At 70.6% G+C, this 16295-nt stretch carries 13 protein-coding genes; 5 read left to right on the plus strand and 8 right to left on the minus strand.

Going from position 1 to position 16295, the window contains the following annotated elements; all coding sequences use genetic code 11:
- Nucleotides 1-82 precede the first annotated feature (82 nt).
- The 6 genes from IE273_RS22310 to IE273_RS22335 form a co-directional block, all read right to left on the minus strand.
- Nucleotides 83-1189, minus strand: a complete 1107-nt coding sequence (locus tag IE273_RS22310) for a sugar ABC transporter substrate-binding protein (RefSeq protein WP_189816936.1) — start codon at nucleotides 1187-1189, stop codon at nucleotides 83-85.
- Between the two features lie 307 nt (nucleotides 1190-1496).
- On the minus strand, nucleotides 1497-1961 hold the full coding sequence (locus IE273_RS22315) for a heat shock protein transcriptional repressor HspR (RefSeq protein WP_189816937.1): 465 nt from the start codon (nucleotides 1959-1961) through the stop codon (nucleotides 1497-1499).
- Nucleotides 1962-1966: 5 nt separating this feature from the next.
- Nucleotides 1967-3133, minus strand: a complete 1167-nt coding sequence (gene dnaJ, locus IE273_RS22320) for a molecular chaperone DnaJ (protein WP_189816938.1) — start codon at nucleotides 3131-3133, stop codon at nucleotides 1967-1969.
- A gap of 33 nt (nucleotides 3134-3166) precedes the next feature.
- The gene (gene grpE, locus IE273_RS22325; RefSeq protein WP_189816939.1) at nucleotides 3167-3823 is read right to left on the minus strand and encodes a nucleotide exchange factor GrpE; all 657 of its coding nucleotides are present in this window, start codon (nucleotides 3821-3823) and stop codon (nucleotides 3167-3169) included.
- Nucleotides 3823-5673, minus strand: a complete 1851-nt coding sequence (gene dnaK, locus IE273_RS22330; protein ID WP_189816940.1) for a molecular chaperone DnaK — start codon at nucleotides 5671-5673, stop codon at nucleotides 3823-3825. Before dnaK ends, grpE begins: the two co-directional genes overlap by 1 nt.
- A 94-nt stretch (nucleotides 5674-5767) precedes the next feature.
- Nucleotides 5768-6787 carry an MraY family glycosyltransferase gene (locus IE273_RS22335; protein ID WP_189816941.1) on the minus strand — a complete coding sequence of 340 codons (1020 nt, stop codon included), beginning with the start codon at nucleotides 6785-6787 and terminating at the stop codon, nucleotides 5768-5770.
- Nucleotides 6788-6987: 200 nt separating this feature from the next.
- Here IE273_RS22335 and IE273_RS22340 point away from each other — a divergent pair, with 200 nt between their 5' ends.
- Nucleotides 6988-9294 (plus strand): (Fe-S)-binding protein, encoded by a 2307-nt coding sequence (locus tag IE273_RS22340; RefSeq protein ID WP_189816942.1) that lies wholly within the window; start codon nucleotides 6988-6990, stop codon nucleotides 9292-9294.
- A 59-nt stretch (nucleotides 9295-9353) separates the two neighbouring features.
- On the opposite strand, the gene IE273_RS22345 is transcribed toward IE273_RS22340, so the two are convergent.
- The gene (locus IE273_RS22345; protein ID WP_014673947.1) at nucleotides 9354-9680 is read right to left on the minus strand and encodes an antibiotic biosynthesis monooxygenase family protein; all 327 of its coding nucleotides are present in this window, start codon (nucleotides 9678-9680) and stop codon (nucleotides 9354-9356) included.
- Nucleotides 9681-10132: 452 nt separating this feature from the next.
- Between IE273_RS22345 and IE273_RS22350 the strand changes: the two genes are divergently transcribed.
- The 4 genes from IE273_RS22350 to IE273_RS22365 all read left to right on the plus strand — a co-directional run bounded on the left by IE273_RS22350 (nucleotide 10133) and on the right by IE273_RS22365 (nucleotide 15713).
- Nucleotides 10133-11614 (plus strand): FG-GAP and VCBS repeat-containing protein, encoded by a 1482-nt coding sequence (locus IE273_RS22350; RefSeq protein WP_189816943.1) that lies wholly within the window; start codon nucleotides 10133-10135, stop codon nucleotides 11612-11614.
- A gap of 75 nt (nucleotides 11615-11689) precedes the next feature.
- Nucleotides 11690-13102, plus strand: coding sequence for an FG-GAP-like repeat-containing protein (locus tag IE273_RS22355; RefSeq protein WP_189816944.1), 1413 nt, complete (start codon nucleotides 11690-11692; stop codon nucleotides 13100-13102).
- Nucleotides 13084-14577: an FG-GAP-like repeat-containing protein gene (locus IE273_RS22360; RefSeq protein ID WP_229887323.1), complete on the plus strand. Its 1494-nt coding sequence runs from the start codon at nucleotides 13084-13086 to the stop codon at nucleotides 14575-14577. Before IE273_RS22355 ends, IE273_RS22360 begins: the two co-directional genes overlap by 19 nt.
- A gap of 80 nt (nucleotides 14578-14657) precedes the next feature.
- Nucleotides 14658-15713 carry a Yip1 family protein gene (locus IE273_RS22365; protein ID WP_189816945.1) on the plus strand — a complete coding sequence of 352 codons (1056 nt, stop codon included), beginning with the start codon at nucleotides 14658-14660 and terminating at the stop codon, nucleotides 15711-15713.
- A gap of 67 nt (nucleotides 15714-15780) precedes the next feature.
- Here IE273_RS22365 and IE273_RS22370 read toward each other — a convergent pair whose 3' ends face one another.
- Complete coding sequence (locus IE273_RS22370) at nucleotides 15781-16284, minus strand: phosphoribosyltransferase (protein WP_189816946.1); 504 nt, start codon at nucleotides 16282-16284, stop codon at nucleotides 15781-15783.
- Nucleotides 16285-16295: the final 11 nt, after the last annotated feature.

Below are 16295 nucleotides of genomic sequence, written 5' to 3' on the forward strand. Positions count from 1 at the left end.
CACCGGAAAATACCGCTGTGTCCGGGTTTCGGCACCGGTCCGCGCCGCGTACCGCGGCCGGCCGGGGGTGGAACGCGGCGCCCTACTTCAGACCGACCGCCGCGCAGGCCGCCTTGTACCTGGCGGTGCAGATCTGGTCGACGGTGTAGATGCCGTCCGCGACGACCGTGTCCTTGATGGTGCGCTTGGTCAGCGCGGTCACCTGAACCAGCTTGGCCGGGATGTCCTTGGTGGTGGGGCTGTCCACCCGGTCCTGGGTGAGGGCGTCGAACTGGATGTCCTTGCCCTGGAGCTTGGTGACGGCCATCTGCGCGGCGGCCTCGGCCTCGTCCGGGTAGGACTTGAAGACGCTCATGTACTGCTCGTCCGTCAGTACCCGCTGCACGGCGTCCAGTTCGGCGTCCTGACCGGTGATCGGGGGCAGGTCGGTGACACCGGCCGCCTTCAGGGCCTTGATGATGCCGCCCGCCATGCCGTCGTTGGCGGAGTAGACACCGGCGATGTTGTCCTTGCCGATCTTCGCGATGGCCTTGGCCATGTTGGCCTCGGCGTTCTCCGGCTTCCACTTGACGGTGTCGTAGCTGTCCGCGATGTCCACCTTGCCGTTCAGCTCGGAGAGCGCGCCCTCCTTGAACTGCTTGGCGTTCGGGTCGGTGGGCGACCCGTTCATCATGACGATCTTGTCGGAGGTGCCGGCGTCCGGGCCCAGGGCCTCCAGCAGGGTGCGGCCCTGCACCTCGCCGACGAGTTCGTTGTCGAAGGAGATGTAGGCGTCGATCGGGCCCTCGGCGAGACGGTCGTAGGCGATGACCGGAATGCCCGCGTCCTTGGCCTTCTTCACCTCGCCGGCGATGGCGTGCGCGTCCACGGCGTCGATGAGGATGACGTCGACCTTGCCGTCGATCATGTTCTGCATCTGCTCGGACTGCCGGGCGGCGCTCGCGTCGGCGTTGGCGTACTCCACCTTGCCCTGCTTCTTGGTGAGTTCGGCCACCTTGTCCCGGATGATGGGGTAGTCGAACTTGTCGTAGCGGGTGTTCGCCTTCTCCGGCAGCAGCAGGCCCACCGTGATGTCGTTGCCCTTGGTCGGGCTCGCACTCGCGCCGTCCCCCGTCACGTTCAGCACGCCACAGCCGGCGAGCGAGAGGGTCATCGTGGACACGGCCACGGATATGGCGATACGGCGCATGCGAGGGCTCACTTCAGGTGCGTTCCGGACGTGGGCGTTGCTATACGGCCCAGGTGTCTGAAAAGACAACGCGCAGGCCACACCTGGCGTCAAGAAGAATCACTTAACGAGTGCGCAACAGCACGCTCCGCTGCATCTGTGGAGGTCACGCGAAACCCCCTTCAAATTCCCTTTACGGACCGTCCACGTCAAGGGAGTTCACGGGAACGGCAAAGACCCGTACAACCAGGGCGGTTCCGCACGGGTCGTGAGGAGACACGAAGAGGGGCCCGGAATCCGGGCCCCTCTTCGTGTGCGCCTGTGCGCGTCAGTCCTGCTGCTGCCGCTTCGGCCGCCACACCACCAACGCGCTGGTCTGCTGGACCTCCTGGTACGGGACCAGGTCGCGCCGGTAGGAGGCGTGCACGGCCGCCTCGCGCTGCTGCATCGCCGCCGCCGCGCCGTCCAGGGCCGCCTCCAGCTCCGCCACGCGGGACTGGAGCGCGGCGACCTGGTTCTCCAGTTCGATGATCCGCTTGATTCCGGCCAGGTTGATGCCCTCGTCCTGCGACAACTGCTGCACCTGGCGGAGCAGTTCGATGTCACGGGCCGAGTAGCGGCGGCCCCGGCCGGCGGTGCGGTCGGGCGAGACCAGGCCCAGGCGGTCGTACTGGCGCAGCGTCTGCGGGTGGAGTCCGGAGAGCTGGGCCGCCACCGAGATGACGTAGACCGGGGTCTCCTCGGTCAGTTCATACGGCCCACGAAAATTGTCAACGCGCCGACGGCCGTCCATCACTCTCAAGCTCCCTTCGCGGCCTCGAACAGCTCCGCCCGCGGGTCCTCGCCCGCGGTCGCCTCGCGATACGCCTCCAGTGCGTCACGAGCCTTCCCCGACAGGTCCGTGGGAACACGCACCTCGACGGTGACCAGGAGGTCGCCGCGGGTGCCGTCCTTGCGGACCGCGCCCTTGCCCCGGGCGCGCATGGTGCGGCCGTTGGGCGTGCCGGGCGGCAGTTTCAGGGTGACGGGCGGGCCGCCGAGCGTCGGCACCCGCACCTCGCCGCCGAGAGCCGCCTCGGGATACGTCACCGGCACGGTGACGGTGAGGTTGTCGCCCTTGCGTCCGAAGACCGGGTGCTCGCCGACGTGGACGACCACGTACAGGTCGCCGGCCGGGCCGCCCCGCTCGCCGGGCGCGCCCTTGCCGCGCAGCCGGATCCGCTGCCCGTCGGTGACGCCCGCCGGGATGCGGACCTGCATCGTGCGGGACGACTTGGCGCGCCCGCTGCCCTTGCACTCCGGGCAGGGGTGCTCGGCCGTCAGGCCGCGGCCCTTGCAGTCGGGGCAGGGGTCGGTGAGCGAGAAGCCGCCACCGGAACCCCGGGCGACCTGACCGGTGCCGACACAGGTCGGGCACACGCGCGGTGTGCCGTTCTTGTCGCCGGTGCCCGAACATGCCTTGCAGGGCGCCTGGGAGGACATCCTCAGGGGCACCGTGGCCCCCTCGATGGCCTCCGTGAAGCTCAGCGTGACCTCGGACTCGATGTCCTGGCCGCGCCGGGGCTGGGTGCGCGTGCCCGCGGCACCGCCGCGGTTGAACAGGCCCCCGAAGACGTCACCGAGTCCGCCACCGAAGCCTCCGCCCTGGGCGGCGCCTCCGAAGAGGTCGCCCAGGTCGAAGTTGAAGGAGCCGCCGGCCGCGCCCGGCCCGGGGCGGAAGCCGCCGTTGCCGAACAGCGCGCGCGCCTCGTCGTACTCCTTGCGCTTCTTGGGGTCACCGAGGACGTCGTTCGCCTCGGAGATCTCCTTGAAGCGCTCCTCCGCCTTGGCGTTGCCCTTGTTGGCGTCCGGGTGGAACTCGCGGGCGAGCTTCCGGTACGCCTTCTTGATCTCGGCCTCGGTGGCGTCCTTCGGGACGCCGAGGACCTTGTAGTAGTCCTTCTCGATGAAGTCCTTGGTGCTCATCCTCGACGCCCCTCCTTCCCGTCAGTGTTCACGTCAGCCCTCGTCCGGGCCACCGTTCTCCTTGTCGTCGGCCGCCGGCGTCTCCTCGGCGCCCTCGGCCTTGACGGTCTGCGCGCCGGGCTGCGGCTCGGCGACGGCCACCCGCGCGGGGCGGATGGTGCGCTCGCCGATGCGGTACCCGGGTTGCAGGATGGCCACGCAGGTCGTCTCGGTGACGTCCGGCGCGTAACTGTGCATCAGGGCCTCGTGGATCGTCGGGTCGAAGGGCTCGCCCTCCTTGCCGAACTGCTGGAGGCCCATCTTGGCCGCGACGGTCTCCAGCGACTCGGCCACCGACTTGAAGCCGCCGACCAGCTCGCCGTGTTCCCGCGCGCGGCCGATGTCGTCGAGCACGGGCAGGAGCTCGGTCAGGAGGTTCGCGATGGCGATCTCCTTGACCGCGATCCGGTCGCGCTCGACCCGGCGGCGGTAGTTCTGGTACTCGGCCTGGAGCCGCTGGAGGTCCGCCGTGCGCTCGTTCAGCGCCGTGCGCACCTGGTCCAGCTGGGCGACCAGACCGGCGTTCCCTGCGTGTCCGTCCCCGGCCGGGGCCGCCCCCTCCTCGGGGGCGGCCTTCGGCTCGGCGTCGTCGGAGGTGGCGCCGGAGGGGACGTCGGGCTTCTCCTCGAAGCCCGGGGTCTCCTCCGTCATTACGCGGCCCCGTCCTTGCGCTCGTCGTCCACGATCTCGGCGTCCACCACGTCGTCGTCGGCGGCCTTGGCGCCACCGGCGGTCGCTCCCTCGGGGCCGCCCGCGGCCTGCGCGCCCTGGGCGTCGGCGTACAGCGCCTGGCCCAGCTTCTGCGAGACGGCGGCGACCTTCTCGGTGGCGGAGCGGATCTCGGCGCTGTCCTCGCCCTTGAGGGCTTCCTTCAGCTCGCCGACCGCGGCCTCGACCTCGGTCTTGATCTCGCCGGGGACCTTGTCCTCGTTGTCCTTGAGGAACTTCTCGGTCTGGTAGACCAGCTGCTCGCCCTGGTTGCGGGCCTCGGCGGCCTCGCGGCGCTTGTGGTCCTCCTCCGCGTAGCGCTCGGCCTCCTCGCGCATGCGGTCGACCTCGTCCTTCGGGAGCGAGGAGCCGCCGGTGACGGTCATCTTCTGCTCCTTGCCGGTGCCGAGGTCCTTCGCCGTGACGTGCATGATGCCGTTGGCGTCGATGTCGAAGGAGACCTCGATCTGCGGGACGCCACGCGGCGCCGGCGGCAGACCGGTCAGCTCGAACATGCCGAGCTTCTTGTTGTAGGCCGCGATCTCGCGCTCACCCTGGTAGACCTGGATCTGCACGGACGGCTGGTTGTCCTCGGCCGTGGTGAAGATCTCGGACCGCTTGGTCGGGATCGTGGTGTTGCGCTCGATGAGCTTGGTCATGATGCCGCCCTTGGTCTCGATACCGAGGGACAGCGGGGTGACGTCGAGGAGCAGGACGTCCTTGACCTCGCCCTTGAGGACACCGGCCTGGAGCGAGGCGCCGATGGCGACGACCTCGTCCGGGTTCACACCCTTGTTGGCCTCCTTGCCGCCGGTCAGCTCCTTGACGAGCTCGGCGACGGCGGGCATACGGGTGGAGCCACCGACGAGCACGACGTGGTCGATCTCGTTGATGGAGATGCCGGCGTCCTTGATGACGTTGTGGAACGGCGTCTTGCAGCGCTCCAGCAGGTCGGCCGTCAGCTGCTGGAACTGGGCTCGGGTGAGCTTCTCGTCCAGGTGCAGCGGGCCCTCGGCGGACGCGGTGATGTACGGCAGGTTGATCGAGGTCTCGGTCGAGGAGGACAGCTCGATCTTGGCCTTCTCGGCGGCCTCACGCAGGCGCTGGAGGGCCATCTTGTCCTTGGACAGGTCCACGCCGTGACCGGACTGGAACTGCTTGACCAGGTAGTCGACGACGCGCTGGTCCCAGTCGTCACCACCGAGGTGGTTGTCACCGTTGGTGGCCTTCACCTCGACGACGCCGTCGCCGATCTCCAGGAGGGACACGTCGAAGGTGCCGCCACCGAGGTCGAAGACGAGGATCGTCTGGTCGTCCTTGTCGAGGCCGTAGGCGAGCGCAGCCGCGGTGGGCTCGTTGACGATGCGCAGGACGTTCAGACCGGCGATCTCACCGGCCTCCTTCGTGGCCTGGCGCTCGGAGTCGTTGAAGTAGGCCGGGACGGTGATGACCGCGTCCGTGACCTTCTCGCCCAGGTAGGCCTCGGCGTCCCGCTTCAGCTTCTGAAGGATGAACGCGGAGATCTGCTGCGGGTTGAAGTCCTTGCCGTCGAGCTGGATCTTCCAGTCGGTGCCCATGTGGCGCTTCACCGAGCGGATGGTCCGGTCCACGTTCGTGACCGCCTGGCGCTTGGCCACCTCGCCGACGAGCACCTCGCCGTTCTTGGCGAAGGCGACGACGGACGGCGTGGTCCGGGCACCCTCGGCGTTGGTGATGACGGTGGGCTCGCCGCCCTCCAGAACGCTGACGACGGAGTTAGTCGTGCCCAGGTCGATGCCGACCGCACGTGCCATGGTTGATTCCTCCAGCTGACTTGAGTGGAACAGGCTCAAGTGTGCACGAGGAGAGGCGCTGGGTCAACAGACCTGAGCCAGTCAGACTCAACTCTTATCCGTTCCTTACACGCAAGTGGCCGCTGACCTGCGTCGATGGCGGGCGGCGGCCCTGCGGAGCGGGAATCAAAAGGAGGACGAGAACGGCGAACGCGACCCCGCCGGCCACCCAGAGCACGGCCGAGTCCCCCGTCCACCCGGTGTGCACGAGCACGCCCACGAGCACGGCGGAGAAGGAGCCGGCCCCCAGCAGCACGACCGCCCCCTGCGGGGCGAGCCCTAGCCGCCGCAGCCGGTGCGCGAGGTGGTCGGGACCGCGCCGCAGCAGCGGGCGCCGGGCCACCCCCCGGGCGAGGACCACGAGCAGGGCGTCGGCGACGGCCACGGCACCGAGGCAGAACACCACCGCCGTGCTCGGCCCGATGTCGTACCCCGCGCGCGTGAAGACCACCGCCGACGACAGCACGAACCCGGTGAACAGCGAGCCGCAGGCGCCGAGCCCGACCCGCGCGGGATACCAGTTGTGCATGAGGAAGCCGGTGAGCGCGGCGGCGACCACGCTCAGCAGCACGGCCAGCCCGTCCATCACCTCGGCGGCGGCACAGGCCCCGGCGCCGAAGGCGGTGACCACCCCGACCGTCCCGGCCAGCCCGTCGGCGTGGTCCAGCCCCTTGAAGGCGAGGGTGGCGAGGACGATCCAGCCGATGGCCAGCAGCCCGCCCGGCCCGCCCGTCTCGTCGTACGGCACCACGCAGACCGCCGCCACGGCCGTCCCGGTGACGAGCACGCGCGCGCGCAGCCGCCACACGTCGGCCACCAGGCCCAGCCCGGCGACGGCGGCGGCGGCCATGAGCAGTCGTCCGACCCCGTCCCCGAGCGGGGCGACCCGGGTCCACTCCCCCGTCCCGGCGACCAGGCAGGTGACGATCACGACCGCGAGACCGCCGAGGAGGGGCAGGGGCCGCTGCCGGCGCCGGTCCAGGATCCCGGCCCTCCGGGCGGGCAGCCGGAACGCCGCCGCGAGCACGGCGGTGAGGAGAAGGGCTGCGGTGGCGGCGGCGATCCCGTAGAGCACGGCTCTAAGGTAGGGGCGAAAGTATCAATTCGGTACGAATAACACGATCCGATTGACTGGCGGCGACCCAGATCACCCCGCGCTCTGCTGCATCCCGGCGGAAGATGGGGGTAGTCTCAGACGGACTACATAAGTTACCGCTTAGTAATGTCGATCAGCTCAGACAGCTCGTGTCGACCGAGGCCGCCTCAGGAGCCCCAATGCAACTCGCCGCGATCATCGTGTCGCTGGTCCTGATCGTGGTCGGCGTGGCACTGTTCGGCCGCGCCCTCCTACAGATCTACAACTTCATGCGGCTGGGCCAGCCGGTGCCGGCCGGCACGCGGACCAACGATCCCACACAGCGCACCCTCACCGTGGTCAAGGAGTTCCTCGGCCACACGCGGATGAACCGCTGGGGCATCGTCGGCGTGGCGCACTGGTTCGTGGCGGTGGGCTTCTTCACCCTGCTGCTGACGATCGTCAACGCGTTCGGGCAGCTGTTCAAGGCGGACTGGCTGCTGCCGGTCCTCGGCGACTGGGCGCCGTACAACGTCTACGTCGAGTTCATCGGCACCATGACGGTGATCGGCATCCTCGCCCTGATCGTCATCCGCCAGCTGAGCCACCCGCGCAAGCCGGGCCGCAAGTCCCGCTTCGCCGGCTCCAACTTCGGCCAGGCGTACTTCGTCGAGGCCGTCATCCTCATCGTCGGCGTCTGCATCTTCATGCTGCACGCCCTCGAAGGCGCCCAGCACCACGTGGACGGCTACGATGCCTCGTTCTTCATCTCGTACCCGGTCGTCTCCTGGCTGGAGCACCTGGACGTCTCCACGCTCCAGAACCTCACCTACTTCTTCGCCGGCCTGAAGATCGCGACCTCCTTCATCTGGATGATCACGGTCGCCCTGAAGACCGACATGGGCGTGGCCTGGCACCGCTTCCTGGCGTTCCCGAACATCTGGTTCAAGCGCAACGCCACCGGCGAGACCTCGCTCGGCGCCCTGCTGCCGATGACGTCCGGCGGCAAGCCGATCGACTTCACCGACCCCGGCGACGACGACGTCTTCGGCGTCTCCCAGGTCGAGCAGTTCTCCTGGAAGGGCCTGCTGGACTTCTCCACCTGCACCGAGTGCGGACGCTGCCAGTCGCAGTGCCCGGCCTGGAACACGGGCAAGCCGCTCTCCCCGAAGCTGCTGATCATGTCCCTGCGGGACCACGCGCACGCCAAGGCGCCGTACCTGCTGGCCGGCGGCGGCAAGACGATGGAGGGCGAGGAGAAGGCCTCCGAGGAGCAGCTCAAGGACGTCCCCGCCGCCGCCCTGGCGGAGGCCGAGCGCCCGCTGATCGGCACCGCCGAGCCGGTATCCGACAGTGGCTTCGCCACGGGCGGCGTCATCGACCCGGACGTCCTGTGGTCCTGCACCACCTGCGGCGCCTGCGTCGAGCAGTGCCCGGTCGACATCGAGCACGTCGACCACATCGTGGACATGCGCCGCTACCAGGTCATGATCGAGAGCGCCTTCCCGTCCGAGGCGGGCACGATGCTCAAGAACCTGGAGAAGAAGGGCAACCCCTGGGGCCTGGCCAAGAAGCAGCGCCTGGAGTGGACCAAGGAGGTCGACTTCGAGGTCCCGGTCGTCGGCAAGGACATCGAGGACCTCACCGAGGTCGAGTACCTGTACTGGGTCGGCTGCGCCGGCGCCCTGGAGGACCGCGCCAAGAAGACCACCAAGGCCTTCGCCGAGCTGCTGCACATCGCGGGCGTGAAGTTCGCGATCATGGGCGGCGACGAGAAGTGCACCGGTGACTCCGCCCGCCGCCTGGGCAACGAGCCCCTGTTCCAGGAGCTCGGCATGGAGAACGTGATGGCCCTGAACACGGCGTTCGGCGAGGAGCTGGACGACGACGGCAAGGTCGTCCCCGAGTCCGCGAAGCCCCGGTCGGCGAAGAAGATCGTCGCCACCTGCCCGCACTGCCTCAACACGATCGGCAACGAGTACCCGCAGCTCGGCGGCGACTACGAGGTCATCCACCACACCCAGCTGCTCCAGCACCTGGTGGACGAGGGCAAGCTGGTCCCGGTCACCCCGGTCGAGGGCATCATCACGTACCACGACCCGTGCTACCTGGGCCGCCACAACAAGATCTACACGCCCCCGCGCGAGATCATCGGCAAGGTCCCGGGCCTGCGCAACGAGGAGATGCACCGCCACAAGGAGCGCGGTTTCTGCTGCGGCGCCGGCGGTGCGCGGATGTGGATGGAGGAGCGGATCGGCAAGCGCATCAACAACGAGCGCGTCGACGAAGCCCTCTCCCTGAACCCCGACATCGTCTCCACCGCCTGCCCGTTCTGCCTCGTCATGCTGACCGACTCGGTCAACGGCAAGAAGAACGACGGCAAGGCGAAGGAGTCCATCCAGGTCGTGGACGTCGCCCAGCTGCTGCTCGACTCCGTCAAGACGCCGGTCGACCCGGCGGGCGAGGCCGAGACGGAGAGCGAGCCGGAGCCGGAGCCGGTGAAGTAGCTCCCCGCCAACGTACGGCGCCCCCTGACCCGCACAGGCAGGGGGCGCCGTCGTATCCGCTACGCGCTCTTGGGCGCGGCCTGCTGCACCACCTCGAAGGACCACAGGGTCGAACCGGAGGCCGCCGGCTTCGGGCGCTCGCCGCCCTCGCCGCCGCCCTGGTGCGCGGACTTCATCGGCCCCTCCATCCACGCCTGGAAGGACTCCTCGTCACGCCAGCGCGTGTACACGAGGTACTGGTCGGTGCCCTCGACGGGCCGCAGCAGCTCGAACCACTCGAAGCCGTCGGAGTTCTCCACGGCGTGGGCCCGCGAGGCGAACCGCTTCTCCAGAACCTCCCGCTGCTCGGCGGGAACGGTCAGCACGTTGATCTTCACTACGCTCATGGCACCATCCTGGCCCACAACACACCCGGGGCACGGCTGCCGCCGCCAGGCGAACGCGTCATCATCACCGGGGTCGCCGACGGGGCCGGTGCGGCCGTGGGTGCCGCGACCTCGACGGCGACGGCGGAGCGACCCGGCGCCGCACGCGTCCGGCGGCGGACCGCCGTACCCGCGCGGCCCGTTCACGCCGGGCGGCACAGAAGCCGGACGGCGTCGAACCGGTAGCCGCCTTCTCCGCTCGGTCCTCCCGGAGCCGTAGTCACGCACCGGCGGTCACAGGAGCCTCGGAAAGAATCACCGAACTCATGTGCAACCTTTACGACCCGGCGCGGGTCTCCTGATCGCCGGCCTCCTGTGAACCGCGGGACAACTCGCGTCGAACACGGGAAGACCGCACCCCATCGACTGCGGATGCCCGCCAGGCATCCCCCGCATGCCGCAGGAGAAACCGCATGCACAAGCACCGCCGACTCGCCCTCGCGACGGCCACCGCGGCCGCGCTGACGGGGGGTCTGCTCACCTTCGCCGCCTCGCCCGCGACCGCCGCGGACTCCGTCAAGGTCGCGAAGGCCGACTTCAACGGCGACGGCATCGGCGACGTCGCCACCTCGGCGGCCGGCGCCTACGTCAGCGGCCACAAGGACGCCGGCCAGATCGTCGTGCTGTACGGCACGGCCACCGGCGTCTCCTCCGCCAAGCGCACCGTCATCAGCCAGGACACCACCGGCGTCCCCGGCACCGCCGAGGCCGGCGACGGCTTCGGCCGGGAGACGGCCTACGGCGACTTCAACAACGACGGCTACGACGACCTCGCCGTCAGCTCCCCCTACGAGAAGGTCGGCACCGACACCAACGGCGGCGACCTCGTCATCCTCTACGGCTCCAAGAGCGGCCTGACCGGCAAGTCCGCCCACCTGGTCGACCCGGCCGCCTCCGCGCACGACTACTGGGGCAAGGACCTCGCCGCCGGCGACTTCGACGGCGACGGCAAGACGGACCTGGTCGTCGGCAGCTCCGCCGCCACCCTGTACCTCTACAAGGGCGGCATCAGCAGCTCCGGCACCGCGGGCAGCGTCACCACCGTCAAGCCGCCCATCCTGTCCGGCAGCAACGACTACCCGTTCGGCCCGATGAGCCTGACCGCCGGTGACGTCAACGGCGACGGCCGCACCGACCTCGTGGTCGACGGCTACGAGACCTCCACTCAGTACGGCTGGAACACCAACTACTGGCTGCCCGGCACCACGAGCGGTCTGAGCGGCTCCTCCGCCAAGGCCCTCAAGCCCGGCATCATCACGGCGATCGGCGACATCAACGGCGACGGCTTCGGCGACATCGTCAGCGGCGCCGGCTGGGACGCCACCACCGAGGACGGCACCCCCGTCCCGGACGCCTCCAACGGCGGCCGGGTGAACGTCACCTACGGCTCCGCCTCCGGCCCGGCCGGCACCACCGGCATCAACCAGGACACCGGCAGCGTCCCCGGCACCTCGGAGAAGGGCGACTCCTTCGGCTGGGACCTCGACCTCGGCGACGTCAACGGCGACGGCTACCAGGACCTCGTGGTCAGCGCCCCGCTGGAGGACATCGAGGGCGTCGCCGACACCGGCGCGGTCACCGTCCTGTACGGCTCGGCCTCCGGCGTGAACACCGCCTCCGGCACCCAGTCCTTCAACCAGAACACCACCGGTGTCCCCGGCGGCAACGAGAAGAACGACCTCTTCGGCGTCGACGTCAAGCTCGACGACGTCACCGGCGACGGCAAGGCCGACCTGGTGATCGGCGCCAACGAGGACGGCGGCGACGGCGCCCTCACCTACCTGCCGTCCAACGGCACGAAGATCACCACCTCCGGCAGCCGCTTCATCGGTGCCGGCACCGCCGGCGTCTCCACCTCGGGCACCCCGCAGTTCGGCTCCCTCTTCGCCGACTGACCAGCCCTCGTCCCGTTCACCCCTGGCCGGGTCCGCGCGTCGCGGGCCCGGCCTCCTTCCTCCCGGAGCCCCGCCTTGCGCAAGCGCGTCCTCCTGCTGACCGCCACCCTGACCACCGGCCTGCTCACCGCCCTGCCCATCACCCCCGCCGCCGCCGCGCCCTCCCGTCTGACCGGCGACTTCAACGGCGACGGCTACCTGGACATCGCCCTGAGCGCCGCCGGCCACCAGGTCGGCACGGCACAGCAGGCCGGTGCGGTCGTCGTGCTCTACGGCTCGTCCTCGGGCGTCTCGGCCGCCAAGCGCACCCTGATCACGCAGAACTCCGCCGGTGTGCCGGGCACCGCCGAGGCGGGGGACCTCTTCGGCGAGAGCCTGGCCGCCGGCGACCTCGACGGCGACGGCTACTCCGACCTCGTCGTGGGCGCGCCGAACGAGACCATCGGCGACCGGGACGCCGTGGGCAGCGCCACCGTCCTGTGGGGCGGCTCGTCCGGCCTGTCCGGCGGCGCCCTGGTGCCCCAGCCGTCCACCCTGGAGGAGTGGAACAACTTCGCCACCGGGATCGCGGTCGCCGACTTCGACGGGGACGGGAAGAACGACGTCACCCTGACCGGGCGGACCGAAACCCGCGTCTACAAGGGCCCCTTCACCCGCACGGGCACCCCGGTGAGCAACCTCCGCGTCGGTGAACTGGGCACCACCACCAACGTGTTCGCGGGCGACCTGAACGGCGACCGCGCCGCCGAGCGCGTCTACCCGTTCCTCGTCGACGGCGACGAGGGCGGCGACATCAGGTACTTCACCTGGAACGGCTCCAAGCACGTCATGAAGGACCTGCCGAACGCCGACGGACTGCCCGGCTCGATCGGTGACATCAACGGCGACGGCTACGGCGACGTGGTCCTCGGCGACCCCACGGACCCCGACACGAACAAGAAGACCGGCCACAAGGGCGGCCAGATCTCCGTCTGGTACGGCGGCCCGAACGGTCCCGACCCCGCCCAGACGCCGACCGTGATCCACCAGGACACCGCGGGGGTGCCCGGCGCCGGCGAGGCCGAGGACCTGTTCGGCTCGTCGGTCAGCACCGGCGACATCAACGGCGACGGCTACGCCGACGTCGCGGTCGGCGCGCCCGGCGAGGACGTGGGCACGGTCCGCGAGGCCGGCGCGGTGACGGTCCTGTTCGGCTCCGCGTCGGGCCTGACCACCAAGGGCGCGAAGACCTGGACGCAGGACACGGAGGGCGTACCCGGCGGCTCCGAGACCGGGGACCAGTTCGGCCAGTCCGTGCGGCTGACCGACATCAACAAGAACGGCAAGGCCGACCTGGTCACCGGTGCGGGCGGCGAGAACGGCTACGGCGCCGTCACGGTCCTGCGCGGCACCGCCTCCGGCCTGACCACCGACTACGCCAAGTTCATCGGCGCCCGCGACGTCTCCGTGCAGGGCTTCGGGAACTTCGCGTGGGCGATCGCCCAGTGACGGACCCCCGCCCCAGGCCGTCCCGCGGGACCACCCCGCGTACCCACGTCCTCGCCGTCGCCGTCGCCGTCGCCGTCGCCGGCGCGCTGGCCCCGCTCGCCCTGACCGTGCCCGCCGCCCACGCGGCCACGGCCGCCGCCCCGTACGACTTCAACGGCGACGGCCGCGCCGACCTCGCGATCGGCGCCCCCGACGCGACGGTCGGCGGCCGGTCCAAGGCGGGCGCCGTCTCGGTCGTCTACGGCGGCTCCGCCGGGCTGAAGACGGCCACCCGCACCCTGATCACCCAGAACACGCCCGGTGTGCCCGGCACCGCCGAGGCGGGCGACGCGTTCGGCAGCGCCGTCGCCTCCGCCGACCTGAACAAGGACGGCTACGCCGACCTCCTGGTCGGCGCGCCCGGCGAAGACGTCGACGGCGACACCGACGGCGGCACGGTGGTCGTCGTCTGGGGCGCCCGGTCCGGTCTCTCCGGCTCCCGCACGGTCGTCAACTACTGGAAGGAGGGGACGGACCGGTACGGGCAGGCCCTGGCCGTCGGCGACCTCGACGGTGACGGTGACCTCGATGTCGTCATCGGTTCCACCGGCTCCGGCGCCCTGAACCTCGTCAACGGCCCCGTCACCCGGTCCGGCTCCTTCCAGGGAGGCTCGGGCGCGGGCTTCCCCGCTCCCTACTCACCGTCGTACGGCGTCACCTCCGTGTCCGCCGGGCGGATCTCCCCCGCCTGGCCCACCAGCCTGGTGGTGCACGGCCGGCAGCCCCGCACCGGCGCCGCCGTCACCCGCCTGGTCACCGACCCGTCCCTCGGCAACTACACCGACTGGTGGCAGGAGCTGCCCGCCGGCACGGTCTCGGCGATCGGCGACATCGACAAGGACGGGTACGCCGACATCGCCGTCGGCGCTCCGGCCGAGCCCTCCGCCGACCCGGCGGGGGCCAAGGGCGGCAAGGTCACCGTGGTCTACGGCGGACCGGGCGGCGCGGACACCTCCCGCGCCCCGCTGGTACTCGGCCAGGACACGCCGGGCGTGCCGGGCGCGGCCGAGACCGGCGACGCGTTCGGCAGCAGCGTCTTCCTGGGCGACGTGGACGGGGACGGGTTCGAGGACCTCGCGACCGGTGCGCCCGGCGAGGACTCCGGCGCCGGGTCGGTCACCCTCCTGCGGGGCACCGCCTCCGGGCTGACGACCAGGGGCGCGGTGTCGTACACCCAGAACACCGCGGGCGTCCCCGGCGCGGCCGAGAAGGGCGACCGCTTCGGCGCCCGGGTCCTGCTCGCCGACCACTCCGGCGACCGGCGCGCCGAGCTGACCGTGGCGGGCCCGGGCGAGAACGCGGGGGACGGCGCGGTCTGGTCGCTGCGCGGCGCCTCCGCCGGACCGACGACGACGGGGGCGCTCTCCTTCGGCCCGTCGGCCACCGGGGTCTCCACGGCGGGCACCCCCCGGTACGGCTCGGTCCTCAACAACTGACGCTTCCCGGCACCACCGGAGCGATACCCGGGGGGAACCCGGGCCGGACCCTGAACCGCCCCCTGACGCTCCCTTAGGGGATGTCACAGGTCGGCCGCAAAGCCGGGCCCGGACCACCGGGCCCGGCACATCGGCCCCCAGGACCAGGTACGTTCGTTGACGTGGCTGGATTCAGGATCGGACGCGGGGACCGGGACAACCGCACCCCCCAAGGACAGCAGGCGCCGCAGGGGCCGTCGTACGGGCACGGACACGGGCGCGGGCACGGCCCGGCACAGCCCGGGGGACCGTCGTACGGTCAGCCGCCCCACGGCAGGCCGGGCCCGTCCGGCCCCTCGTACGGCTACCCGTCGGCGCCGCAGCCGCCGTACCAGCGGCAGGGGCAGTCGTACGGGTACCCGGGGCCGGCCGACGACGGGCCGGAGTACTTCGGCGACGGCGGCCACCACCCGGGCCCCGGCCCCGGCGCGCACGACCCCTACGCGGCCGACAACCCGGGCCACACCCAGGCATTCTCGGTCGACGAGGCCGCCGGCTACACCCAGGGCGCGACCTACCAGGCGGGCTCCGCCGCCGCGCCCGCCGCGCCGCTCGGCCCGCCCCTGCACTGGAAGGAACTGCTGAAGGGGATCATCCTGTCCCCGAACGACACCTTCCTGCGCATGCGGGACTACACGATGTGGGCGCCCGCCCTCGTCGTGACCTTCCTCTACGGCCTGCTCGCGGTCTTCGGCTTCGACGGCGCCCGCCAGGACGCGATCAGCGCGACCCTCTCCAACGCGGTGCCGATCGTGCTGATCACGGCCGTCGTGATGGTGCTCGGCCTGTTCGTCCTGGGCGTGGTCACCCACACCCTGGCCCGCCAGCTCGGCGGCGACGGCGCCTGGCAGCCCACGGTGGGCCTGTCCATGCTGATCACGGCCCTCACGGACGCGCCGCGCCTGATCGTCGCCATGTTCTTCGGCGGCGACGCCGGCTTCGTCCAACTCCTCGGCTGGGCCACCTGGGTCGGCGCGGGTGCCCTGCTGACCCTGATGGTGTCCCGCTCCCACGACCTGCCGTGGCCGAGGGCGCTGGGGGCGTCGGCGATCCAGCTGATCGCGTTGCTGTCGATCGTGAAGCTGGGCACGTTCTGAGTCCTGACGCGCGAGAAGGGCCCCCGGCGGGAAAGCCGGGGGCCCTTCTCGGTGTCCGTACTCGGGATCAGGCGTCCAGAACCTGCCCCGCCCGCTTCACCACGGGCGGCTCCACACTCCACGGGAAGTTGATCCAGTCGTCGGTCCGCTTCCACACGTACTCGCACTTCACGAGGGAGTGGGACTTCTCGTAGATCACGGCGGAGCGCACCTCGGCGACGGTGTCGAGGCAGAAGTCGCGGACCAGCTTCAGGGTCTTGCCGGTGTCGGCCACGTCATCGGTGATCAGGACCTTCTTGTCGGAGAAGTCGATCACGTTGGGCACGGGCGCGAGCATGACCGGCATTTCGAGGGTCGTCCCCACACCGGTGTAGAACTCCACGTTCACGAGGTGGATGTTCTTGCAGTCGAGGGCGTAGGCGAGCCCGCCCGCCACGAAGACACCCCCGCGCGCGATGCTGAGCACGACGTCGGGCTCGTACCCGTCGTCGGCGATGGTCTGCGCCAGCTCGCGGATGGCGGCCCCGAACCGCTCGTAGGTCAGGTTCTCCCGCACGTCTGCGCTGCTCATGCTGTCGTCGC

It is taken from the genome of Streptomyces olivaceoviridis, assembly GCF_014650115.1.
Classification (GTDB): domain Bacteria; phylum Actinomycetota; class Actinomycetes; order Streptomycetales; family Streptomycetaceae; genus Streptomyces; species Streptomyces olivaceoviridis.